The organism is Streptococcus sp. SG1, from assembly GCF_030439935.1.
GTDB classification, from domain to species: domain Bacteria; phylum Bacillota; class Bacilli; order Lactobacillales; family Streptococcaceae; genus Streptococcus; species Streptococcus gordonii.
Genome location: NZ_JAQFJC010000004.1, coordinates 107,117 through 131,991, shown reverse-complemented (window position 1 = coordinate 131,991; position 24,875 = coordinate 107,117). Strand labels below are relative to the sequence as shown.

Sequence of the window (24,875 nt, the reverse complement as noted above, 5' to 3'; positions counted from 1 at the left end):
TCTCTCCCTCCTGAAACAGCTTACATTTATTATTATACACCAATACTTTCCAAAGTCAAGCATTTTCTTTCATTTTCTATCACAGAAGAATATAAAAAAAAGAGGATGAAATTAGATCTCACACCTCTTTGTTAATTTTTAGGATTTTCTTCTAAATCGTTTAAGAGCAACACCAGCAAGTCCAAAGAATCCAGCTACCGCAGCTATAATTCCTATTTGCTCTGTTTTTACTCCTGTAGCAGATACGTTTTGTTTTGCTTTAGAAGACTTATCTTGTGTGTGGTGTATTGCTTCACCCTGATAGACGTTTTTAGCATCAACAGGCTGATCTTTAGCAGTTTCTTTAGCTGCATTCTTAGCTCTTAATTGATTGTGTTTAGCTTCTAATCTAGCATGAACTTCTTGATAGAGTTCCAAAAGACTCTCTTCAGCTTTGTATTTTGTTTCTTTTGCGGCAAGATCAGCTTTGGCTGATGCAACTGCCTTACGAGCCTTAGAAAGCTGTTGAGGAGCTTGAGCTAATTGTTTGGCTCTTTCTTGAACTTGTTTCAAGCGAACTTGAGAATCAATTAATTGCTTTCTTGCTTCAATTGTATTCGCTTTAGTAGATTGTAAAGCTGCTCTTAAAGATTCAAGTTTTGAACTTTCTGCAGCTAATTTCTCTCTTGCTAAATCTAAAGCCAATCGCTTAGGTTCTAACTCTGCTTCGTATCTTCTAGTTGCATTCTCAAGTGCTTGCTGTTTGTCAGCAGTGTTTCTTGCAGCAGCCGCAACACGATCTTGAGCATTCAGAAGCTGATATTGAGCGTTTGCTAAAACTTGCGCTTGGTCACTTGATTGTGACTGGAGATCATTTAGTTGACTATTTAAAATACCAGCTCTTACTTCGCGATTTGTTTTTTCAACTTTTAAAGCAGCAATTTCATTTTTTAAAGCAGCATATTTTTCGTTTGTATTCGTCCGTGATTGGCGTGCGCTAGCTAGTAAGTTTTCGTAATCAGCTAGGCTCATCAAGGTTCCGTTTTGCAAGCGTTGGTTCAAGTTTCCTACTTGATGGAAACCAACTGTTGCAGTTCCATTTGTTGAACTGTACTGATTAGGAACAGTGTTATAAGATGCAGAAATTGCAGTTGCCTTATTATCCAACATTTGCAAGTAATGACCAACTCTTGCGAATTCAGCAGCACCAATTTTCATATAAATATCATTGGCATCCAGCTGAGATTCGTCGGTTGGTAAATTATAGCGCGCAGCGATCTCTTGATACAATGCTTTTTCACTGTACCAAAAATCAACTGATGCCTTAGGTGTAAAGCTGATAGCCACATTTTCATTTTTTATATACTTAAACATGTGGCGACCGTTTTGCTCGAAAAAGGCTGATTGAATTTGACTGGCAACATTTGCATATGGATCAACATATAATGGAGGTAATCCTGCCTGTGCTCGGTAGTTATTTATTGCTCGAATAACTTCTACAGCTTTTAAATTATTTTCAAGAGTCGCTGAGCTGGTAGAGTCGCTGCCAACTGTTAACCCATCTTCAGCTTGGGACCGTTTGTATAAAGCGAGTGCGTTAGCTGCAGCATCTCTAATTTCTTGAGTTGCTCCTTGGCTTTGCAAGTTTTGAAGGAGCTCTTGATAGGTATTAGCAGCTTGTGTTGTTGTTTCAGTTTGTGGGGTATTTGCCAATTCAGCTTCTTTTTGATTAATTGCAGTCTGAATCTGGTTGATTTCATTTTGGTTTGTTTGGATAGCCTGCTCAAGATTAGCTGTATTACTTGGTGAATTTGCAATGTTTTGCTGAACAGCTGCAAGATTAGCTTGTTTAGCTGCGAGTTCTTGAGTAGCTTGTTCTTCTTCTGCCTTAGCTTGAGCTAGTTCTTGTTCTTCTCTAATGATAGGGGCTTTCGCTTCGTTATATTCTCTCTCGGCAACGTCTACCAAAGTCCGTTGTCCGACAACGACATTTTCCTGTTGTTGAACTGCTTGTTCTGAAGGAAGTTCTTGACTTTGCGAGTTGTTTAATGAAGCTTGATTTGCATTCACTTCAGCTTCAGCTTTACTTACTTCTGCTTTTGCTTCTGCGACAGCTTCTGGACTAGCTTCTTTGTTGACTTCTTTCGCTTGATTGAGCTGAGCTTGAGTGTTTTGATTTGCTTCTTGAGCTTTCTCAAGTTCATCTTTAGCTTTTTCAACAACATCTTTCTGAGCATCTACTTGTGCTTTTGCCAGATCTTTCTGAATTTCTGTCACTTCAAGATCATTTTGTTCTGATCGTTGAGAAGGTTTTGTTAACTCATCAGCATTTACATGATTTCCCACAACTCCTGAAATCAAAGTGGTTGCTGCAATCCCTGTTGCAACAACTGATTTTCCTAATTTCTTTTCCATTTCTCTCTCCAAATCCTCCTAATTTTTATATTGATATTTATTCATACCACTTCGCTTGACTCATTCTATCATGTCTTTGTGAAAAACAAAGATAAAATTCGTTTCGTTTTCATAGCTTTTTGATTACAATTTGATGACTATTTGCAAATGTAAGTTTTTTTATAAAATAATCAAAAAATCAGACTAGATGCCTGATTTTTGGGATATTTCTTATCATTTTTGGCGACCTTTGAGAACAGCTTCTATAATTGCCATTCTGACAAAGACTCCATTCGTCATCTGTTCAACAATACGTGATTTTGGTGCTTCAACTAAATGGTCAGCAATTTCTACATCTCGGTTAACTGGAGCTGGATGCATCAGAATAGCTGTGTCTTTCATACGGTCGTAACGCTCTTGAGTCAGCCCATGCAGTCTGTGGTAGTTTTCTTTAGAAAAGATAGACTCATAATCATGACGCTCGTGTTGAACACGCAAGAACATCATGACATCTACTTTGTCAATAACTTCATCGATTGTTACAAATTCACCATAGTGAGAGAATTCTTCACTTCTCCATTCTTCTGGTCCTGCAAAATAAAGCTCTGCTCCCAATCGTTTAAGAATCTGCATGTTAGATTTAGCTACACGTGAGTGATCTAAGTCACCAGCAATTGCAACTTTCAATCCTTCGAAGTGTCCAAATTCTTGGTAAATTGTCATTAAGTCTAGGAGACTTTGACTTGGGTGCTGACCTGAACCATCACCGCCGTTAACGATAGATGTTGTAATGGTTGGGCTTTCCACTAGCTCTTTGTAATAGTCTACTTCTGGGTGGCGAATGACACAGATGTCAACACCGAGTGCAGACATAGTTAAAATCGTATCATATAGGGTTTCACCTTTGTTGACTGAACTAGTTTTCACATCGAAATCCAGTAGGTCGCAACCCAATTTCAATTCTGCTACTTCAAAAGCCTTGTGGGTTCTGGTTGAAGGTTCGAAGAAAAGATTGGCCACGATATGCTGTTCGTCATAGTTGGCTTTTGCTCCATTTTTAAATTCAATTCCTCGTTTGATCAAGGCCATAACTTCTTCGTTTGACAAGGTTTCCATTGAGACAAGGTTTTTAAGAGCGATTTGATTAGATGACATGATAAGATCTCCTTTATGATAATACTTAGAGCTCTATTTCAATTTTGCCTTAGAGGTAAATTGAAATAAATTAATGTTGAACAGTTTAATAAATCAGATGTCTGACCTAATTCTTAGGTTCAGGCAGGACAAGATAGAGGACAATTCCCAGAATAGTTGACAAGGCTACACCTGAGATTTGCAGACCCGACAGTTGCAAGGTCAGGCCACCGATACCAGAAACCAATATGACACTGGCAATCAGTAGATTCTTTTTGTTATCAAAATTAGTCTGGGCTTCTATGAGAATTTTAAGTCCACTTGAGGCAATTACACCGAAGAGAGCAATGGATATTCCACCTAGAACTGGACTCGGGATTGATTGGAGCAAAGCGGAAACTTTTCCGACAAAACTCATGACGATGGCAAGAACTGCAGCACCAGCTATCACATAGACGCTGTATATTTTATTGAGCGCCATGACTCCGATATTCTCTCCATAGCTAGTCACTGGCGGCGCTCCGAAAAGCCCTGCAATAATCTGAGCTAGCCCATCACCAGTCAAAGTTTTATCTAAGCCTGGATCTTTGAAGAAATCTTTTCCTGTCAAGCTATTTAATACCATGACGTGGCCAAAGTGCTCTGTCATGGTTACAAAGGCGATAGGTGCCATGGTTAAAATTGCACTAGGGTAAAATTTTACATCATAATCTAAGAAAGGAAGGCTCATTGGTGGAAGGTGGAACCAAGATGCTTCACCAACCTTTGCAAATGAGACAATCTCCTGTCCAGTTATTGCACCAAGAATTAAACTAAAGAAGTATCCAACTATCAAACCTAGTAAGACAGGAATGATACCGATAATTTTTTTACCATATATGTTAAAGAGAATGACTGCTAACAAGGTCACCATTCCAATAGTGAAATAAGTCAAATCATAAACCTTTTCACCATTAGCTCCTGTCTTATTCATAACGTCGTTAACAGCTGTGCCAGCTAAACTTAGACCGATTACCATGATAATTGGTCCTACAACTACAGGAGGTAGGATTTTATCAATCCAGGCGTTTCCAGCAAACTTAACAATCATGGCTACGATAAAGTAGACCAAACCACCTGTGATAGCACCTTGTGCTACCGCTCCGATACCATCAGTTTTCATCAGTAATTGCATGGCTGCTATATAAGCAAAGCTGGATCCCATATAGGCTGGTATCTTATACTTGGTAACTGTTAGGTGTGCTAGGGTTCCTAGGCCACTTGAGAACAGGGCAACTGCTGGATCAATCCCTACTAAGATTGGGACTAGAACAGTCGCGCCAAACATAGCAAACAGATGCTGGAAGGATAAGCCTAAAAGCAAGCCTGGTTTTGGCATATCATGAACATCATACTTTACTTCTTGATTCATATAGATTATTATTCCCCTTTTATTAAGATACGATCTTGACCATCAGTTTCGGTCATTTCTACAATGATTTCTTCTGTTCTACTAGTTGGAATATTTTTTCCAATATAGTCAGTTCTAATTGGTAATTCCCGATGGCCTCGGTCAACCAAGACTGCTAGGCTAACGCGCGAAGGTCTACCGTGGCTTACGAGATTGTCAATGGCCGCCCGAATGGTACGACCTGTGTAGAGAACATCGTCAATCAGAATCACTTGACGGTCAGTAATATCTACAGGAATCAAAGTCGTATCTTCTTCCTGACTCTTTTTGTCATCTCTAAAAGGTTTTGTATCAATTTCAGCTACTGGAATATCAATTTGTTCCAATTGTGCTAATCGTTTTTGGATACGATTAGCCAAGTGAACTCCACGAGTTTTAATTCCCGCCAAGACTACTTGGTTCAATTCTTTGTTGCGTTCGATGATTTCATAAGTAATCCGTGTGATCGCACGGTTCATTGTAATATCATCAACAACTTCTTTTGTTTTCATGAATACCCCCTAAACCAACAAAAAAGTCTCCTTTTTCAAGGAGACTACAGAATAATTTGCTGGGTTTGCAAACAAGACGCACCTGTATATGCTCAACCCAATTTCTACTTGCTCCTTGTCTACCTCTCTGGATAGAATTAAAGGATTATTTAATTGTTAATACTTTATCACAATTTCCAAACAATTTCAAGAATTAAATTCAAATTTTAAGCAAAAAATAGATTGTCTATTCAAGAACTCCTTATTTTTCTCGTTTTTTATGTCTGTCTATTTTTTATTAGCTCTAAGAGACTCCTTTTCATCAATGATTGGCAAAGACTTTTCATCTTTTGCTTCAGATCTTGACGTGGCTTTAGAAGGTTCTTCTTTTTTAAGTCCATCAGCTTTTTTTCTTTAGCTTCCTTGTTATTGTCAATGTTATCCCCCTGAACATCAGGAAAATGCTGCGCGATTGCTTTTGGAATTTTATTTTCATTTGATTCAAGCTCTGCTTTGGGGATATAATTGTCGCTGACATTGATAAAAGTCACAGTCTTATTTGGTTCCTGAAGTGCTTAAGTTATGATTTTATTCTTGTTCATATCCAAATTATCTAAAGAAGTAAATTGATTAATTCCATCCAGTTTTTCAGCTCATTTTCACCTAAGTTTAAATTCTTCAAGGAAGGCTGAGAGTGACTAGAAATCAAAATAAAGCAAAAAAGGAAGCAGGATACTTTCCCACTTCTTCTTTGATTTTAATTTTATATATTTGAATGGTCATTTATTATGGCTATTTAAGGACAGAATAAGCTTGGACAGTTGCATTTCTCAAGCTTAACCGTATGAGATTACTTTTCAGACTTTCAGACAGTCAAACGACAATCTAGAACACAAAATTCTAGCTCTATATCGCCTCTGTAGTGAAACTGCGGCTTTCAAGCACCTTCAGCATGGCATCAGCTGTGTCCAAGGCTGTGAAGAGTGGAACTCCGTGCTCGATAGCTGAGCTACGGATAATTTGACCATGCTTATCTGCTGTCCGCTTGGTTCCGACCGTGTTGATAATAGCCTGAATCTTGCCCTTTCGGATATAGGCTGGAATGTCCTTGTTATCATCACTGCCGATTTTTTCTACCAGACGGACGTGCAGGCCGTGATTTTCAAAATAAGAGGCTGTTCCCTTGGTTGCCCAAATACCATAGCCAATATTGGCAAAACGCTGAGCCAGCTGCAAGGCTTCTTCCTTGCTATCGCCTGCAATAGTAAAGACGATATTTCCAAAGTTTGGCAGATGGAGATAGGAAGCCTCAAAAGCCTTATAGAGTGCTTTTTCGAGCGTGCGGTCACTACCCATGACTTCGCCGGTAGACTTCATTTCAGGTCCCAAAAGACTGTCAACCTTCGCCAGCTTGGTAAAGGAGAAGACTGGCGCCTTGATATGAACCATTGAACTTTCTGGATAAAGACCATCTTCATAGCCCAGCTCTGCCAAGCTTTCCCCAAGAATCAAACGAGTCGCCACTTGCGCCATTGGAATATCGGTCACCTTGGACAAGAAAGGAACAGTCCGGCTGGCCCGTGGGTTGACCTCAATGACATAGACCTGCTCATCCTTGATGACGAACTGAATATTCATCATACCGATACAGTTCAGTCCCAGAGCCAAACGCTTGGTATAGTCTGCAATGGTATCCTTAACTTTCTGCGATAGGGTTTGTGGCGGATAAGCCGCCATGGAATCTCCTGAGTGAACTCCTGCCCGCTCGATATGCTCCATAATCCCTGGAATCAAGACCAGCCGGCCATCAGAAATGGCATCTACTTCGCACTCATCCCCGACAATGTAAGAATCAACCAAAACCGGATGATCTGGACTGGCCTTAACCGCTGTCCGCATATAAGAACGCAAATCAGCTTCGTTTTCTACGATTTCCATGGCACGGCCACCCAAGACATATGAAGGACGCACCAGAACGGGGAAGCCAATCTTACGAGCAGCCTCTACTGCCTCCTCTTCATTAGTGGCTGTCTGACCTGGTGGCTGCGGAATATCCAACTCCTTCAGAGCTTGCTCAAAGAGATCCCGATCCTCAGCTCGATCCAAGTCCGCCACTTGGGTACCTAAAATCTTAACACCAGCCTTGGACAGAGGCTCTGCAAGATTAATGGCTGTCTGACCGCCAAACTGAACGATAACCCCTTTAGGCTGTTCCAGCTCAATGACATTCATGACATCTTCAAAGGTCAGCGGCTCAAAATAGAGCTTGTCAGAAACAGAAAAGTCAGTCGAAACAGTCTCTGGATTGCTGTTCATGATAATCGCTTCGTAACCAGCCGCCTGAATAGCCTTTACAGAATGAACGGTCGCATAGTCAAACTCGACTCCCTGCCCGATTCGGATAGGACCAGAGCCCAGCACCAGAACTGATTCCTTGCTGGATTTGACAGATTCATTTTCAAAGCCATAGGTAGAGTAGAAATAAGGCGTCGCAGACCCGAACTCAGCAGCACAGGTATCCACCATCTTGTAAACCGGCAAAATCTTCTGCTCCTGCCGGATGCGACGCACCTGCTCAGCTGTCATCCCCCACAAGGATGCAATCTTAGTATCCGCAAAGCCATTTTGCTTAGCCTTCTTAAGCACATAGCTATCTCCGATATGACTGGCCAGCTCCTGCTCAATTTCGTAAATATGGAGCAGCTTATCCAGGAAAAAGACATCAATCTTGGTCAGCTCCGCAATTTCATCCGGACTGTAACCACGACGAATAGCCTCTGAAATATAGAAAAGTCGGTCATCTTGCGCCTTGACTATCTTCCTCATCAACTCATCATCGCTTACTTGACTGAGAGCAGGCAGCTCGTTGTGGTCCACACCGACTTCCAGAGAACGGCAAGCCTTGAGCAGACTCTCCTCAATATTGCGGCCGATAGCCATGACTTCCCCGGTCGCCTTCATCTGGGTTCCCAGACGGCGCTCACCCTGCTCAAATTTATCAAATGGAAAGCGCGGAATCTTAGCGACTACATAGTCCAGAGCCGGCTCAAACATAGCATAGGTAGAGCCTGTCACCGGATTGATGATTTCATCCAATGTGAGCCCGACTGCGATTTTAGCCGCCAGCTTGGCAATCGGATAGCCGGTCGCCTTAGAGGCAAGGGCTGATGAGCGGGAAACCCGTGGATTGACCTCGATAACATAGTATTTGAAACTATGCGGGTCCAGAGCCAGCTGCACATTACAGCCGCCCTCAATCTTCAGCGCTCGAATAATCTTGAGGCTGGCGTCCCGCAACATCTGGTATTCATAGTCTGAGATAGTCTGACTTGGCGCAAAGACGATAGAATCGCCTGTGTGAATGCCGACGGGGTCAAAGTTTTCCATATTACATACGACCAGCGCATTGTCTGCGCCATCCCGCATGACTTCGTATTCGATTTCCTTAAAGCCTGCTATGGAGCGCTCAATCAGGCACTGAGTCACTGGAGAGAGTTTGAGGCCGTTTTCTGCGATTTCCTGCAGCTCTTCTTCATTACTACAGATACCACCGCCAGTTCCTCCCAGTGTAAATGCCGGACGGACAATGACTGGATAGCCGATTTCAGCCGCAAATTCCAGCGCTTGATCCACTGTATTGACAATTTCTGACTCAGGGATGGGCTGGCCAAGCTCTTCCATCAGCTGCTTGAAGAGATCCCGGTCTTCCGCTTGGCCAATAGCTGATAACTTAGTTCCCAAGAGTTCCACTCCCAGCTCTTCTAAAAGTCCTGACTTGGATAGTTCCATGGCCATATTGAGTCCGGTCTGGCCGCCCAAAGTAGGCAGAAGAGCATCTGGCCGCTCCTTACGCAATATCCGCGCAACAAACTCCAGCGTGATAGGCTCGATATAAACCCTGTCTGCAATTTCCTTGTCCGTCATGATGGTCGCTGGGTTAGAATTGACCAAAACAACACTGTAGCCCTCTTCTTTTAAGGACAGGCAAGCCTGAGTCCCAGCATAGTCAAACTCCGCGGCCTGTCCGATAACGATAGGACCAGAACCGATGACCATAATTTTCTGAATATCTTTACGTTTTGGCATAGTGTACCTCTCAATCTTGCTTCCTAGTATGCCTGATGGGCATCCATCATTTCCATAAATTCATCAAAGAGATAATCTGCGTCATGCGGTCCCGGCGCAGCATCTGGGTGGAACTGTACAGAAAAGGCAGGATAATCCCGATGGCGCACACCTTCGACAGACTTATCATTGATTTCTTCATGGGTCACAATCAGGCATTCTGGCAAATCCTCACGGCTGACGGCATAGCCATGATTTTGACTGGTAAAATCAACTCGGCCTGTTGCAATCTCACGTACCGCATGGTTGAAACCACGGTGACCGAACTTCATCTTATGCGTCTTTGCACCGTTAGCCATGGAGAAGAGCTGATGTCCCATACAGATTCCAAAAATTGGAATCTTGCCCTGAATACCTCGAATCATGTCCAGAGCCTCTGGCACATCTTCCGGATTTCCCGGTCCATTTGACAACATAACCCCATCAGGATTAAGCTGGAGAATTTCCTCAGCGCTGGTATTATAAGGTACCACTGTCACGCTACAGTTGCGTTTGGCTAACTCCCGCAGGATAGAATGCTTGAGACCAAAGTCCACCAATACCACGTTTCGACCAGTTCCCGGAGCAGGATAAGACTGCTTGGTAGAAACCTGCTTAATGTTATCAGTTGGCAGAACTATAGACTGAAGCTGGTCTTGTAAACGCTCAATACTACCATTCGCGTTGGCAATGATTGCCCGCATGGTTCCATGTTGGCGTATAATCTTAGTTAGTGCTCTTGTATCAATCCCTGAGATTCCTGGTATCTTCTTGATTTTGAGGAACTCATCCAAAGACAATTGCTGGCGCCAATTGCTGGCACGTCGTGCATACTCATAGACCACAACTCCCTTACAGGTCGGCAGAATAGATTCATAGTCGTCCCGATTGACACCATAATTTCCAACTAAGGGATAAGTAAAGGTCAAAATCTGTCCGTTATAAGACTGATCCGTAATTGATTCTTGATAGCCTGTCATGCCCGTGTTAAAGACGATTTCGCCTGTTACGAGAAGATCTGCTCCAAAAGCTTCCCCTTCGAAAATCATGCCATTTTCTAATATTAAAAGTCTCTTTACCATTGTTCCCTCCTGTCTAAGATGCAGACCACCTATGACCATCCACATAAGAAATATAATAATAGGGAGTAGGATTGCTTCGCATAGCTTCACCCACTCCCGGCTCACTGTCCGAGATTATTGTCGTCCTTTCAGAACTGCTTCAATAATAGCCATTCTGACAAAGACACTGAGCCAGTCGCTTCTGAATGCGATAAGCCAAGTGAACCCTCCGGGTCTTAATGCCAACCAAAACAACTTGGTTTAGGTCCTTGCTGCGCTCAATGATTTCATAGATAATCTGCGTAATCGCACGATTCATGGTGATGTCATCAACTACTTCTTTTGTTTTCATTCATTCCTCCTCAAACAACAGAAAAAGCCTCCTCATACAAGGAGACCTCAGAAAAATCTAATCAGGCAAGCTAAAACAAGACGCACTTGCTTACACTCCACCTATCATTTTACTTGCTCCTTGTCTATCTCTCTGGATAGAATTAAAGGATTATTTAATTGTTAATACTCTATCACAAATTAAAAACTAATTCAAGAGAAAAATGTATTTTTATGCATAGGTAATCACAAAATTGTGTTTAATTTATCATTTGTCTCTTTTTAAGAAGCTTTCTTCTTTGAAAAAGAGAACGATTTTACACCGTAAAAGATAAATCCAAAGACCAGATAGGCTACAAAGATGATTAAGCACATCTTGATGACATAGGGCCATTTGTGTTTAAAGACATTTAGAAAAAAGTAAGGAAACGGATTGTCCTTGGATCTTGGAATATCAATCTTGAGAACAAAACCGTTAATCAGTGAAAAAATCATGTAAATCAAAGGGACGCTTGTCCAAGAAATAGGATCAAACCAACGGTATTGACGGGCTTTGTCAAAAACTAAAGTATCCAAAAGAAAAGCAAGGGGAACTATATAATGACAAAGGAAATTCTCTAAACGATAAAAGTCTGTCGCAATTGGGGCCAGTAAAAGATGGTAAACCACGCAAGTAATCATGATAGACATGGTTACACCACCCTTGACTCTAAGCACTCCTGCTGACTGCCATTTATCATCTGTTCTTGTCATGAGATAGATAAGGTAGCCAGTAAAAAGCAAAACTAAAAGATTTGACAGGACTGTATAATACATGAGCATACCCCAACCATATTTAGATATTTCGAGATATACTCCGAGGAAGCTTAGAAAAAAGAGTATGATACGATATGCAAAAATCAATCTACGATTCATACTTACCTCAGATTTTCTTTACAAACTCTGACTTGAGCTTCATCGCACCGAAGCCGTCAATCTTACAGTCGATATTGTGGTCACCTTCTACAATGCGGATATTTTTCACACGTGTACCTTGTTTGAGATCTTTAGGTGCACCTTTGACTTTCAAGTCCTTGATTAGGGTAACAGTGTCACCATCAGCCAACTTATTGCCATTGGCATCAATAGCTACCACTCCTTCTTCTACCTCTTGAACGTCAGCTGGGTTCCATTCATAAGCACATTCTGGGCAAATTAAAAGTGCACCATCTTCATAGACATATTCTGAGTTACATTTTGGACAATTTGGTAAAGTGTTCATTATTTTCTCCCTTTTAAAAATATACTGATTTATTATACTCTATTCTGCGACTTTTGACAAACTAGTTAGGATTTTTTCCCTAATTCCTGGGTCCTCTTGTAGGCAGCTTGAACGGCATCCATGACTGTTCCTCGAAAGGCATTTTCTTCCAGACTAGCTACCCCTGCAATGGTCGATCCGCCTGGACTGCAGACCTGGTCTTTGAGCTGGGCAGGATGTTGCCCACTGGCTTGGCTTAGCTTTGCAGCGCCTAAAAGAGTCTGATTGGCAAGCTCAAGCGATATATCGCGACTGAGTCCTGCTCGAACACCAGCATCCGCTAAAGCTTCTATAAAGAGATAAACGAAGGCTGGTCCACAGCCAGCAAGAGCAGTCGCTGCATCCAACTGTTTTTCCTCTAGTCTGACCAAAAGACCAGCAGAAGACAGAAGCTCACGCAACAAATCTTCGTCTACTTGATTCGCCTGGTGAGATAAGCTATAGGTAATAACACCCTCACCTACGGCTACTGGTGTATTAGGCATGATCCGAATCCAACGATGGTGGCTAGGTGTTAATTTCTCTAATAGCACCAAAGGCAAACCAGCAGCCATCGAAACCAGCAGAAGAGAATCTCGTTTTTCTATAATTTCCTGATATTCAGCTAGCAAGTCAGCAAATTTAGCTGGTTTGATGCCAAGGAAAATCACTTCTGCCTGAGCAAAAACTTCTGCATTACTGACAGGCTGGCCACCAAGTTCCGCAGCAATCTTTTCAGCCTTGTCACGACTGCGATTAGCCAGGAGTAATTCACTTCTATATCTTTCATCTTGGGCAACTAGGCGAGCGAGACTGCCGCCCATATTCCCCAGACCGATAAATCCAATTTTCATCATTATTTCCTCACTTGACCAGTCCCTTGGATGACGTATTTATAGCTGGTCAGCTCTTTCAGCCCCATAGGACCTCTGGCATGAAGTTTTTGAGTAGAAATACCCATTTCGCAGCCAAGGCCAAATTGACCGCCATCTGTAAAGCGGGTTGAAGCATTTACATAAACTGCTGCGCTATCCACCTGCTCTGTGAAGTAAGCTGCCGCTGCAGACTTCTCCGTCACAATGGCATCCGAGTGATGAGTGCTGTGAGCCTCAATATGCTCCACCGCTTCTTCCAGCGAAGAAACCAGCTTGACCGCTAAGACATAATCCAAAAATTCGGTATCAAAATCTTCCGGTCTAGCTTGCGAGCTCGAGATATACTGTGCCGCTTTCTCATCCAAACGTAATTCAACAGACTTTTCTTGTACAGCATCACGATCTGTCACCAAAATCTTCTGCAAACGTGGTAAAAATGCAGCTGCAATCTCTTCATGTACCAGTAGCACTTCCATGGCATTGCAGACTGAGGGGCGACTGGTCTTGGCATTCTCAATAATCGCCAAAGCCTTGTCCTGATCAGCGTCCTTATCTACATATATATGAACAATTCCAGTACCTGTCTCAATAACTGGCACAGTAGCATTTTCTACAACCGCCTGAATCAGTCCCGCGCCACCACGAGGGATGAGCAAATCCAGATAACCCTTGGCCTTCATCATAGCCTGGGCGGAAGCCCGGCTGGTATCAGAAACCAACTGGATACAATCCGGCGAAATCTCCGTCTGAGCCAAGCCTTCTTTCAAAGCTGTGACAATTGCTAGCGCTGTCTGATAGGCATCCTTGCCACTTCTGAGAACGACTGCGCTACCACTCTTTAGGGCCAGAGCCGCAGCGTCAGAGGTGACGTTGGGCCGACTTTCGTAGATAATACCAATCACGCCCATAGCCACTCGCATTTTACTGATGACAAGGCCGTTATCAAGCTCGGTCCTTTCCAAGACTTGCCTTACAGGATCCTCCAAGTCAATCAACTGGCGAATGCCCTCTGCCATAGCAGCAATCCGCTCCTCATCTAGATAGAGGCGATCCAACATCACATCTGAAATCTTACCTTTAGCCGCGGTCATATCCAGTTCATTAGCTGTCAAAATATCCGCACGAGAAAACCAGAGCTGCTTTGCCATTTCTTCTAAAGCATGGTTTTTCTCAGTAGTTGTGGCCGTATTGATCGTCTTCTTGACTTTCTGAACCTTTTCAAAAATTGCTTGCGTTGAGGTCATCGCTTCTCCTTTCCTCGTCTTCTAAAATTCTGCAAATAAATCATTCAACTCCGGTGTCAGAGAAATCCAGTCATCCCGATGAATGACAACACCTTTAGGTTTATTGGACTTGAGCATATCTTTAAGAGCTGACTTGCCAAAACGCACGCGCCCTTTACCAAGAATAGTTCCGCTACCTTCTTCGTAAACCGTTACTGTATCTTGATAGGCAAAGCTACCCGATACAGATACAAGACCAGACACCAACAAACTTTTACCATTGTTTCTGAGAGCGTCGGCTGCTCCTTGGTCTACATAGATTTCCCCTTGACTTTTAGCATAGAAAGCCAGCCATTGCTTCTGCGTTTTTAGTCCCTTTTCCTGAGCTAAAAAGAGGCTGCCATCCTTGGTTTCCTCCGCAGCTTCCAGCAGAGCATCATTCTTGAGCGAGGAGCAGATATAGACCGGAACACCAGACATGGTCGCCAGAGTTGCAGCCTTAATCTTTGTCAGCATGCCACCAGTTCCGTTACTTGATCCAGCGCCACCTGCCATATCAATCAACTCAGAAGAAATCTTCTCAATCTTTTCAAGCCGGCGGGCATCTGGATTGATAGAGGGATTAGCCGTGTAGAGTCCATCGACATCTGTCAAGAGCACCAAGAGGTCTGCCTGAACCATGGCAGCCACTTGAGCACTCAGTGTATCATTATCCCCGACCTTGAGCTCCTCAATAGCCACCGAGTCATTTTCATTGATGATAGGAATAGCGCCACGATTCAGCAAGACAGACAAGGCCTGATGGGCATTTTTGTAACGCCGCTTATCTGCAAAATCATCCTGGGTCAAAAGAATCTGAGCAGATATGATTTGTTTCAAAAGAAGATTGGTTGTATATTCCTCCAAAAGCAAACCCTGTCCTACCGCAGCTGAAGCCTGTTTATCCGCCACTTTGGTCGGACGCTTTTTAAAGCCCAGAGAAGAAAAACCTGCCGCAATAGCTCCTGATGAGACCAAGATCAACTCATGTCCCGCCTCATGCAAAAGAGCCAACTGCCGAGTAATTTCCTTTACTTTGGCGCGTGACAGACTGCCATCTGCATTTGTCAATGACGAAGTTCCCACTTTAAATACGATTCGCTTTGCTTTCATTTCCTTTTCCTTCACTGCTAGATTGTCTTATTATACCATGATTTACGGAAAATAAAAACGACCGTGATTGAAGCGGTCGAGGGGTTGAAGGACGTTATTTTACTTGAACGGTATACAGCGAGCCTTAAATAACTGTTCGTCAATTTTAAAGCTATCTTTGATAAAATAGCTTCAACTAACTAAAATCTTTTCTATTAAGAACGTAAAAAACTGCGACCAATCGATCACAGTTTTGAACAAATCTTTTGAACATTTCTTAATGGAATTGCATGCCACCATCAACGATAATAGTTTGACCAGTAATGTAGTCTGAATCTGGCCCTGCTAGGAAGCTAACAGCTGCTGCAACATCTTCTGGTTCAGAGAGACGTTTCAGCGTGATATCTTTAGCGAATGTTTGCATCCCCCACTCATCATCTTTGCCAGCATTTTTACCAACTTCATGAGCGATATCAAACATCATTGGTGTCTTCACGATACCTGGCGCATAAGCATTAACTGTAATTCCAGAGTCGGCTAAATCACGCGCTAATGTTTGAGTGATTCCACGAACCGCAAATTTCGTACCACCGTAGACTGTCAAATTTGGATTTCCCACAACACCTGCCTGAGATGTAGCGTTGATAATCTTGCCTCCATGGCCAAGAGCCTTAAATTGTGCTTGAGCAGCTTGAGATCCCCAAATGACGCCACCTACGTTAATGGCAAAAGTACGTGTAAATTGTTCTTCTGTGATGGTATCAAGTGGTGTTGTTGGTGCTACACCAGCATTATTGACAACAACATTTAAATCCCCAAAATGATTAACGACTTTTTGGAAGGCGGCAGCTACCTCTGCTTGTTTAGACACATCTGCAACTACAGCAAAGGTCTTAGTAGCAGATAACTCTGCAACAGCCTTTTCAACAGTTTCCGCATTATAGTCCAATAGTCCGACTTTAAATCCATCTTGAACCAAGCGCTTTGCAATCGCAAAACCAATCCCTTGACCTGCACCTGTAACAATAGCAACTTTTGACATATGATTCCTCCTTGGTATCCATGATACCGCGACACGTTCATAGCTGAACAGCAAAGGGTTTACAAGTTAGTTATGGCAAAAAATTTCATTATGAAACTTCTGTCAGAGCTATGGTACGATTATACAACTATGTGAAAACTGTGTCAAATTTTTGCAGTTTTATAGATTATTGATAAATCCTATGATGTATCTTGTAGCAGGTATATTAGGAACTTGTAGCATTACTTTAATTTTTTTGGTTATGAAATTTGGGGATAAAGCACAGTTCCGATATGTCATAACTAAACTATCTTGATTAGGCTTGATTGGGCTAAACTCTAATTGATAGATATTCGGGTGATAGGGAAATTTAACTTGGCACATGATTAATTTCTCCTCTTTAATATAAAAAAACAGCCTCAAGCAGCTTCAAAAGCTCCTAGGGACTGTTTTGTATTTTAATAATGAATGAATCTGATTATTCTTGACGTAGCTTTTTCAAGGTTTCTTGGAAAATTGCTGGCACTTCAGCTGTAAATTCCAACACTTCACCAGTTCGAGGATGGGTAAAGCCCAGCGTTCGCGCGTGCAAAAATTGGCCATGTCCTTTTAAAGTCTTACGAGGTCCATAGACCTCATCTCCAGCTACAGGGTGTCCGATGTAGGCCATGTGAACGCGGATTTGATGAGTTCGTCCTGTTTCCAACTGAAGCTCAACCAAGCTATAGTCACCAAAACGTTCCAAGACTTGGAAACGCGTCAGAGCTGACTTGCCTTTGGCCGTCACAGCCTGCTTCTTGCGGTCTTTTTCGCTGCGGCCAATCGGTGCTTCAATCACTCCACGGTCATTAGGTAGATTTCCATGAACAATAGCCCAATACTTGCGTAGGGATTTCTTATCCTTGAGCTCATCAGCCAGAGCCACATGGGCTTGGTCATTTTTTGCAATCATGAGAAGCCCTGAAGTGTCCTTGTCGATCCGATGGACAATCCCGGGCCGGAGAACACCATTGATGCCAGACAGGTCTTTGATGTGATACATAAGAGCGTTGACTAGCGTACCGCTTGTATGACCTGCAGAAGGATGAACTACCATTCCCTGAGGTTTATTGACAACTGCCACGTCCTCATCTTGATAGACGATTTCTAATGGAATATCCTCAGGAACATACTCAACTTCCTCAACCTCTGGTAGTTCGTAAGAAATGACATCGCCCTCTTTAACAGTGTACTTAGCTTTTTTTACCAAGCCATTCACTAAAATCTTGCCTGTCTTAATTTGCTCGTTAGCTAGGCTTCTTGACAAATCAGTTAAATCAGCGACGGCTTTATCTAAACGCGCCCCAGCCTGCTCAACTTTCACTTCCATTAGTTTCTTCCTTTATGATGACTAGGAGCATGATTAAAACTCCAAAAGTTAGATAGGTATCCGCAACATTAAAGACTGCAAAATTGATAAAATCAACTTGGAACATATCGACAACAAATCCTTGGCGCAAGCGATCAATAAAATTACCTAAACCACCTGCAATAATCAAGGTCAACCCACTGATAAGCCAAAATGAACCTTTTATATTTTTTATCAAATACCAGATGGCTCCTCCAATCACAAGGAGTGTGATAATTGTAAAGAGCCACTGCTGATTCTCTAAAATAGAAAAAGCAGCTCCTGTGTTTTGAAGATATGTTAGGCTCATGATTGAAGGAATGAATCCCTTAACCTCACCTAATTTAATATTAGAGACAATAGTCCACTTAACCAACTGATCTAAAACAATCAGCAAGACAATCGTAAGGGGAATGGTTATTTTTCTTCTCATACTTTTCTCTTCTTCTCAAAATATTCTTTCATAACAGCTACAAATGCCTCTCCAACTTGAGATAGTTCAACCTCAGAACGTTTGACATAAACCATTTTATTATCTAGAGCATCCTTGACTGGAATCACTGTAATGCCATTCACACTATTACTATCCAAGAAACCTGATCCAGTCGCATAGGCATCTGTTCTTTCTAAAATACCATTCAATGTGGCCCGGTCGGTCACATTAAACATCTGGGAACTAGCGCTGGTATCCACCAAGTTTTCAGAATAATAGAGATACTCATCTTTTTCTTGAGTAAATCGAACGGTAGGTAGGTCAGTCAAATCATCCATAATCAATTCTTTTTTATTGGTCAGCGGATGATCCTCCCTTAGATAAATATGCGTCTGGAAAGGAATGAGCTCAATAACTTCTAAACCAAGCTTGTCTATTTTTTGCATAATTCCCTTAGTGTTCTGATTGTTAAGATAGATGATTCCTATCTCGCTATGACCTTGGGCTATTTCATCTAGAATCTGGACGGTAGTCGATTCAAATATCCGAAAATTCTTATATGCTGGATATAACTTTGAAAACTCTGTGATAAGAGGGGGTAAGAAATCATAGTGCTGACTAGCAATAGAAAATTCGTCCTTTTCTTCCTCAGGATTAGCATACTGATTTTGGAAAATATCAAAGCCCTTTACCAATTCCTGAGCCCGCTCATAGAACTCCATTCCTCGACGAGTTAAAAAGGTCCCACTACTAGTTCTCCGAAAAATCTTAAAACCAAGCTCTTTTTCTAAATCTCTCACGGAAATGGAAAGACTCGGTTGGCTGACATACATTTTTTCTGCCGCTTCTCGAAAAGTTCCACTATTTGCAATAGCAACCACGTATCGTAATTGTTGAATATTCATTTTATCTTCCTCATGTAAAGTATTGATATTATACCATAAATTCGTTCTTTCATAAAGAAATGGAGGGTCTCTAAACTAGAGATCCTCTTTTACACTATTCTGATAATGCAAATATGTCTTTTAAATACAGGAAAGTTACTCTTAGAACAACAACTAAAGCGATTAGCACTTCACATACATAAATAATTTGTCCAGTAATTCCTATATTATAATGCAATAAGAAAGTTTTTAGGGCTGTTGCTGAAATCACTAAAGGAAAAGTAAAGGCGGAAAATCCTGCAGAAAAAGGTCTTCTCAAAAGACTTGGAAGTTGATATAGAATAAAGAAATAAAGTATCTGCCCAAAAACGATAAGGAATAAGAGCAAAAGATTGTTTGGATTTGGGAAACTAGCTACATAAGCCGCTGTTATCAATGAAACCGGAGCGCAAAACGTCGTCATATTCGGCAGAATCGCTTCTGTTAGTCCAATCTTAAAAGTCTTATAAAAAACAATTGGCAAAACTAGAATGGTAGCAAGAAGACAATACCAAAAGATTATCTGCCCAAGAAAGAATTGATCAGAAACAAAGATTGTCAAAGGAGCTACGCCAATTCCTACAAAGAGAACAGTCCAAGAAGGATAAACATTTTCCCACTTGAAAGGAATAAGAAACGAAAAGAAATAATAAATCATCAAAAAGACTAAGCTGATAAAACTAATCCACCACAGAATTCGAGCCAAGAACATGGTCCAAGATCCCCAAAATGTCCAGCTTGCCAGATAGCTTGAAAGCAACATCCCTTGCATGAAGAAAGTTGGAAAGACAGATGCAATGAGAGGATCTCTTAACTGTTTTCTAACCAGTTTTTTATATGAGACCATACCAAATATCAAATGAATTAAAAAGAAAACTGCTAGCCCAGCAAAGAAATACCGTAAAATCTGACTCAAACTTCCGATCAAGTTTCCAATAGCTAACAAACCTAATACTAGACCAGATTGGACCAACAAGGGTTCTCTTCTCTTTATCTTCATAATTTCTTCTCCAAAATGGCTAAAGTTAAACTAACCATGACCTTTTTATAAATTATCTTTTCTTTCCAGGTAAACTATTTCCGACTTTTTCTCAAAACCCAACCTTTGATATAATCTCAAGGCACCAGTGTTTACAACTTCAACAACTATTTGACAAAGTCGCCCATTGATTTTGTGTAAATCGTTTAGAATATATTTGACTAGATAGGACCCTAATCCTTGGCCTTGATACCCTTTTTCCACTGCCAAACCAAATAAGTAATTGGTTCCTAAACTGACATCTACCGAACAAGATGCACGAACTCTTCCATCCTTGCGTAAAACATATAAGCGACAAGTTTCATCAAGTACAGCCTCTCTGGCATACTTTTCTGCACAAGTCATTGTAGTACCAAACTCTTGCGATTGAAAATTTGCGATATCACTAATTAAACTTAGGTCTGCTAAAGCAACTTCTATGTCTGAAACATCTTCCAAATAGAATTGACGAGAATCTTGTTCCAGCCAAATCTCATTCTCATCTATGTTAGCAGAATATTTATTCCAAAAATCTGGATATCGATCTAAAAAATTCGTTTCTGAAATATAATGGATATTAATAAGCTGATAACGCTTAGCAGTCTTCTTAAATTCATTTACTAGTGCCTTAGCTATGCCTTGACAGCGATAAGCAGGAGCAACATAAATAGACACTTCTGCTTCATGTGGTTCATCAGCATATATTGATAGAAAGCCAACCAAAGCCTCGTCTACAAACGCTAAGATAAAAGCAGGCATGTTGGGATTGTCATTATAATTGCTGTCTAAATATGGAATTCTATATGTCTGATCTACTTGGTTACATTCTTTTACTATCGAAAACGCATCATTCTTTTCTTTGTCAGACAATTGAATTCTTACTTGTATATTCATCTTACACTCCTAAATTGTTATGGACATTATACCACATAATACAATTTTACTCTCCATAAAAACAAAAAAGAAACAGGAAATTTCCTGTTTCACTTTATTTAGATTTGATATAGTTAATACCATCCGCCTTAGGTGCTACAGCTTTTCCGAAGAAGAGTGCTAGGACAAGAATTGTCAAAACGTAAGGCGCAATCTGCAAGTAAACCGCTGGAACATGAGATAGGAATGGCAATTGACTTCCGATAACTGCCAAACTTTGAGATAATCCAAAGAAAAGACTTGAAAGCATTGCTCCAATTGGATCCCATTTACCAAAGATCATAGCCGCTAGAGCAATGAAACCTGGTCCAATGATTGTTGTTGCAGCAAAGTTAACTGAGATTGATTGTGCGTAGATCGCTCCACCGACACCACCGAGGAATCCAGAAATTATTACTCCCCAATAGCGCATCAGATAAACATTAATTCCCAGTGTATCTGCAGCTTGTGGATGTTCACCAACAGAGCGAAGACGAAGACCAAATTTCGTCTTAAACATGATGAACCAAGCGACAAAGGCAAAACCTACAGCCAAGTAACCCATCAGACTAGTGTGCTTGAAGAAGATATCTCCAATAACAGGAATATCAGACAAGATTGGGAAATTAAATTTACCAAAAGAAACTCGAATGTTATCAGTTTGACCTTTTCCGTAAAGAGCTTTTACTAAGAAAATTGCCAAGGCAGGGGCCATCAAGTTCAAAACAGTACCACTGACAACATGGTCTGCACGGAAGTTGATAGTAGCAACTGCATGGATAAGTGAGAAAATAAGTCCGACTATTCCTCCGATCAAAAGGGCTAGCCAAGGCGTTAAACTTCCAAAAGTACTTTCAAACGTTAGGTTGAAAACAACCCCTGAGAAAGCACCCATTACCATGATACCTTCAAGTCCCACGTTAACAACACCTGAATGTTCAGAGAAGGCACCACCGATACTAGTGAAGACCAAAGGAGCTGCATAAATAAGCATTGACGACACTAACAAATTTAGCATTGAGACAAAATTCATCTTATTTACCTCCCTTTTCTTGTTTGCGTGGTTTGATAAAACGTTCAATAATGTAATGAACACTTACAAAGAAGATGATAGATGCTGTTACGATGCTGACCAATTCTGAAGGAATGGTTGCAACATTCATACCTGGAGCTCCAACTTGAAGTACTGCAAACAGGAAGGCTGCAAAAGGAATTCCCACAGGAGAATTACTTGCAAGAAGACTAACTGCCATACCATTGAAACCAACACTTAATGAGCTACCTTGAACATATACGTTTTGGAATGTACCAAGTCCTTCTACTACACCTCCGACACCAGCAAGGGCACCAGAAATAATCATTGAAAGGATAATTGTACGTTTTGCTGACATACCAGCATACTCACTTGCATGTGGATTGATACCAACTGAACGAATTTCAAAACCAAGTGTCGTTTTCTTAAGAAGGAACCATACAAGAACAACTGCAATAATTGCAAAGAAGATTCCGATGTTCATCCGCGAATTATTGGTCAAAGCACGCAACCACTCTGTTTGGTAGGTGGCATTAGGACCTACAGTGATACTAGAATCCACACTCTGCATGACAGATTTCGGGAAACTATGGATAAAGGCATTACCAACATATAGAACGATATAGTTCATCATGATCGTTACAATGACCTCTGATGTTCCAAGGTAAGCACGTAAAATACCAGGAATCGCACCAATGATACCACCCGCTACAATACCAAGGAATACAGTCATGATGAGCATAAGTGGACGCGGTAAATTTGGAAATGATAAGGCAAACCAACCGGCAGTAATCCATCCCGCCAAGGCTTGACCAGGCAAACCAACGTTGAAGAAGCCAGCTCGACTAGCCACTGCAAAACCAAGGGCAATTAAGATCAACGGTCCCATTGCACGAGAGATTTCTCCCAAACTTCTTAGAGTACCAAAGGCTGTTTTGAAAAGTTCTTCATACCCCCAAATAGCATCGTAGCCAAAAATCCACATGATAATCGCACCGAGTAAAATCCCAAGAACGACAGAAATCAAAGGAACGGCAATCTGCTGTGTTTTCTTAGACATTAGAATCTCCCTTCTTTAATTCTCCTCCGGCCATCAAAATACCAAGTTCTTGTTTATTGGTTTCAGCTGGCGTTACGATACCTTGAATTTTACCGTCATGAATAACAGCGATTTTGTCAGATAAATTGAGAATTTCATCCAATTCAAAGCTGACAACAAGAACTGCTTTTCCTTTATCACGCTCACCAATCAAACGTTTATGGATATACTCAATCGCACCAACGTCTAATCCACGTGTAGGCTGACTAACAATTAGAAGATCTGGATCACGGTCCACTTCACGAGCAATAATTGCCTTTTGCTGGTTTCCTCCAGATAGAGCTGATGCAGGAACATAATCATTTGCCGCACGAACATCGAACTCTTCCATCAGTTTACGAGCATAATTATGAATATTAGTATAATTCAAAATACCATTCTTGCTCAGTGGTTCTTTATAGTAAGTTTGTAAAGCAATATTTTCAGAAATAGTCATATCAAGGACCAAACCATCACGGTGGCGGTCTTCAGGAACGTGACTGACCTTCATTTCCGTAATCTTACGAGGAGGTAAGCCAACTACGTCCTTACCTTTGATATTAATAGTTCCTGATTTAACTTTACGCAAACCAGTAATCGCTTGAATTAATTCACTTTGTCCATTTCCGTCAATACCGGCAATACCAACAATTTCACCTGCACGAACATCAAGTGATAAATTCTTGACAGCTGGAATACCACGGTTTTCATTAACAACTAAATCTTTGATTGAAAGAATTACTTCTTTTGGTTGTGGAGGATTTTTTTCTGTTGTAAATGAAACAGAACGTCCTACCATCATTTCAGCAAGATCTTGGTTTGTAGCACCAGCAATCTCAACCGTTTCAATACTTTTACCACGACGAATAACTGTAACACGATCAGAAACTGCACGAATTTCATCCAACTTGTGCGTAATCAAAATAATCGATTTCCCCTCTTTGACAAGGTTCTTCATAATGATCATCAATTCGTCGATTTCAGCTGGCGTTAATACAGCTGTTGGTTCGTCAAAAATAAGGATGTCAGCACCACGATAAAGAGTTTTTAAGATTTCAACACGTTGTTGAGCGCCGACTGAAATGTCTTCGATTTTTGCAGAAGGATCTACGGCAAGTCCATATTTTTCAGATAATTCTTTTATCTCTTGGATTGCTTTTTTGATGTCTAGAACACCATTCTTAGTAATTTCACTTCCTAAAATAATATTCTCGGCAACAGTAAATGCTTCGACCAGCATAAAGTGTTGGTGCACCATTCCAATACCTAAAGAGGCTGCTTTCGACGGTGAGTCTAGTTTAACAACTTGCCCATTTACTGCAATTTCACCACTAGTAGGCTCAAGCAATCCTGCCAACATATTCATCAAAGTAGATTTACCTGCTCCGTTTTCTCCTAAAAGAGCATGAATTTCACCACGACGAAGATGAAGGTTAATTTTGTCATTTGCAACAAATTGTCCAAAAATTTTGGTAATCTCCCGCATTTCGATGACATTTTCATGTGTCATTGTGATCCCATCCTTTCAAAATTTTTATTTCAATAGAACCTACTAAGAGTTAGTAAGCTCTATTGAGACAAAACCTTTTGCCTCAATCTCAAAGAAGCGACCTCTCTAAGATCGCTTCCTGAGAGTCAAT

General features: G+C 41.2%; 20 protein-coding genes and 1 pseudogene. All 21 read right to left on the bottom strand.

Translation table 11 applies throughout. From position 1 onward, the window contains the following. Window positions 1-138: 138 nt before the first annotated feature. Window positions 139-2,394, bottom strand: coding sequence for a CAP domain-containing protein (locus PCY06_RS04745; protein WP_082307651.1), 2,256 nt, complete (start codon window positions 2,392-2,394; stop codon window positions 139-141). A 213-nt stretch (window positions 2,395-2,607) separates the two neighbouring features. Continuing rightward, the gene (locus PCY06_RS04740) at window positions 2,608-3,528 is read right to left on the bottom strand and encodes an aspartate carbamoyltransferase catalytic subunit (RefSeq protein WP_008808699.1); all 921 of its coding nucleotides are present in this window, start codon (window positions 3,526-3,528) and stop codon (window positions 2,608-2,610) included. 106 nt (window positions 3,529-3,634) lie between these two features. Further along, window positions 3,635-4,918 (bottom strand): uracil-xanthine permease family protein, encoded by a 1,284-nt coding sequence (locus PCY06_RS04735; RefSeq protein ID WP_061595737.1) that lies wholly within the window; start codon window positions 4,916-4,918, stop codon window positions 3,635-3,637. Between the two features lie 8 nt (window positions 4,919-4,926). Beyond that, entirely contained in the window at window positions 4,927-5,448 is a 522-nt protein-coding gene (gene pyrR, locus PCY06_RS04730) for a bifunctional pyr operon transcriptional regulator/uracil phosphoribosyltransferase PyrR (RefSeq protein ID WP_082307652.1), read from the bottom strand. A gap of 885 nt (window positions 5,449-6,333) precedes the next feature. Further along, window positions 6,334-9,513, bottom strand: a complete 3,180-nt coding sequence (gene carB / locus PCY06_RS04725) for a carbamoyl-phosphate synthase large subunit (protein WP_061595735.1) — start codon at window positions 9,511-9,513, stop codon at window positions 6,334-6,336. 23 nt (window positions 9,514-9,536) lie between these two features. Next, window positions 9,537-10,613: a carbamoyl phosphate synthase small subunit gene (locus tag PCY06_RS04720; protein ID WP_048779566.1), complete on the bottom strand. Its 1,077-nt coding sequence runs from the start codon at window positions 10,611-10,613 to the stop codon at window positions 9,537-9,539. 166 nt (window positions 10,614-10,779) lie between these two features. Then, window positions 10,780-10,944 (bottom strand): annotated as a pseudogene (locus tag PCY06_RS04715) (bifunctional pyr operon transcriptional regulator/uracil phosphoribosyltransferase); the annotation flags it as partial. 260 nt (window positions 10,945-11,204) lie between these two features. Next, window positions 11,205-11,837 (bottom strand): Pr6Pr family membrane protein, encoded by a 633-nt coding sequence (locus PCY06_RS04710; protein WP_048779561.1) that lies wholly within the window; start codon window positions 11,835-11,837, stop codon window positions 11,205-11,207. A gap of 7 nt (window positions 11,838-11,844) precedes the next feature. Continuing rightward, complete coding sequence (locus PCY06_RS04705) at window positions 11,845-12,183, bottom strand: zinc ribbon domain-containing protein YjdM (protein ID WP_045502884.1); 339 nt, start codon at window positions 12,181-12,183, stop codon at window positions 11,845-11,847. A 65-nt stretch (window positions 12,184-12,248) separates the two neighbouring features. Further along, complete coding sequence (proC, locus tag PCY06_RS04700; protein WP_082307654.1) at window positions 12,249-13,055, bottom strand: pyrroline-5-carboxylate reductase; 807 nt, start codon at window positions 13,053-13,055, stop codon at window positions 12,249-12,251. A 2-nt stretch (window positions 13,056-13,057) separates the two neighbouring features. Continuing rightward, window positions 13,058-14,320 carry a glutamate-5-semialdehyde dehydrogenase gene (locus PCY06_RS04695; RefSeq protein ID WP_048779554.1) on the bottom strand — a complete coding sequence of 421 codons (1,263 nt, stop codon included), beginning with the start codon at window positions 14,318-14,320 and terminating at the stop codon, window positions 13,058-13,060. Between the two features lie 21 nt (window positions 14,321-14,341). Next, window positions 14,342-15,451, bottom strand: coding sequence for a glutamate 5-kinase (gene proB / locus PCY06_RS04690; protein ID WP_082307655.1), 1,110 nt, complete (start codon window positions 15,449-15,451; stop codon window positions 14,342-14,344). A gap of 256 nt (window positions 15,452-15,707) precedes the next feature. Beyond that, window positions 15,708-16,472 carry a (S)-acetoin forming diacetyl reductase gene (locus PCY06_RS04685; RefSeq protein WP_082307656.1) on the bottom strand — a complete coding sequence of 255 codons (765 nt, stop codon included), beginning with the start codon at window positions 16,470-16,472 and terminating at the stop codon, window positions 15,708-15,710. A 457-nt stretch (window positions 16,473-16,929) separates the two neighbouring features. Next, window positions 16,930-17,820: an RluA family pseudouridine synthase gene (locus PCY06_RS04680; protein WP_008808712.1), complete on the bottom strand. Its 891-nt coding sequence runs from the start codon at window positions 17,818-17,820 to the stop codon at window positions 16,930-16,932. Then, entirely contained in the window at window positions 17,804-18,271 is a 468-nt protein-coding gene (gene lspA, locus PCY06_RS04675; RefSeq protein ID WP_045634858.1) for a signal peptidase II, read from the bottom strand. Before lspA ends, PCY06_RS04680 begins: the two co-directional genes overlap by 17 nt. Then, window positions 18,268-19,176, bottom strand: a complete 909-nt coding sequence (locus PCY06_RS04670) for a LysR family transcriptional regulator (RefSeq protein ID WP_048779550.1) — start codon at window positions 19,174-19,176, stop codon at window positions 18,268-18,270. The genes lspA and PCY06_RS04670 overlap by 4 nt, the downstream gene beginning before the upstream one ends. Window positions 19,177-19,270: 94 nt before the next feature. After that, window positions 19,271-20,194 carry a TDT family transporter gene (locus tag PCY06_RS04665; protein WP_125369877.1) on the bottom strand — a complete coding sequence of 308 codons (924 nt, stop codon included), beginning with the start codon at window positions 20,192-20,194 and terminating at the stop codon, window positions 19,271-19,273. A 45-nt stretch (window positions 20,195-20,239) separates the two neighbouring features. After that, window positions 20,240-21,106 carry a GNAT family N-acetyltransferase gene (locus tag PCY06_RS04660; RefSeq protein WP_125369875.1) on the bottom strand — a complete coding sequence of 289 codons (867 nt, stop codon included), beginning with the start codon at window positions 21,104-21,106 and terminating at the stop codon, window positions 20,240-20,242. A 94-nt stretch (window positions 21,107-21,200) separates the two neighbouring features. Beyond that, a complete protein-coding gene (locus PCY06_RS04655) occupies window positions 21,201-22,157 on the bottom strand; it encodes an ABC transporter permease (RefSeq protein ID WP_061594326.1) in 957 nt (318 codons plus the stop codon). Window position 22,158: 1 nt separating this feature from the next. Beyond that, window positions 22,159-23,217, bottom strand: a complete 1,059-nt coding sequence (locus PCY06_RS04650; protein WP_008808718.1) for an ABC transporter permease — start codon at window positions 23,215-23,217, stop codon at window positions 22,159-22,161. Beyond that, the gene (locus tag PCY06_RS04645; RefSeq protein ID WP_125400093.1) at window positions 23,210-24,745 is read right to left on the bottom strand and encodes an ABC transporter ATP-binding protein; all 1,536 of its coding nucleotides are present in this window, start codon (window positions 24,743-24,745) and stop codon (window positions 23,210-23,212) included. The genes PCY06_RS04650 and PCY06_RS04645 overlap by 8 nt, the downstream gene beginning before the upstream one ends. Window positions 24,746-24,875: the final 130 nt, after the last annotated feature.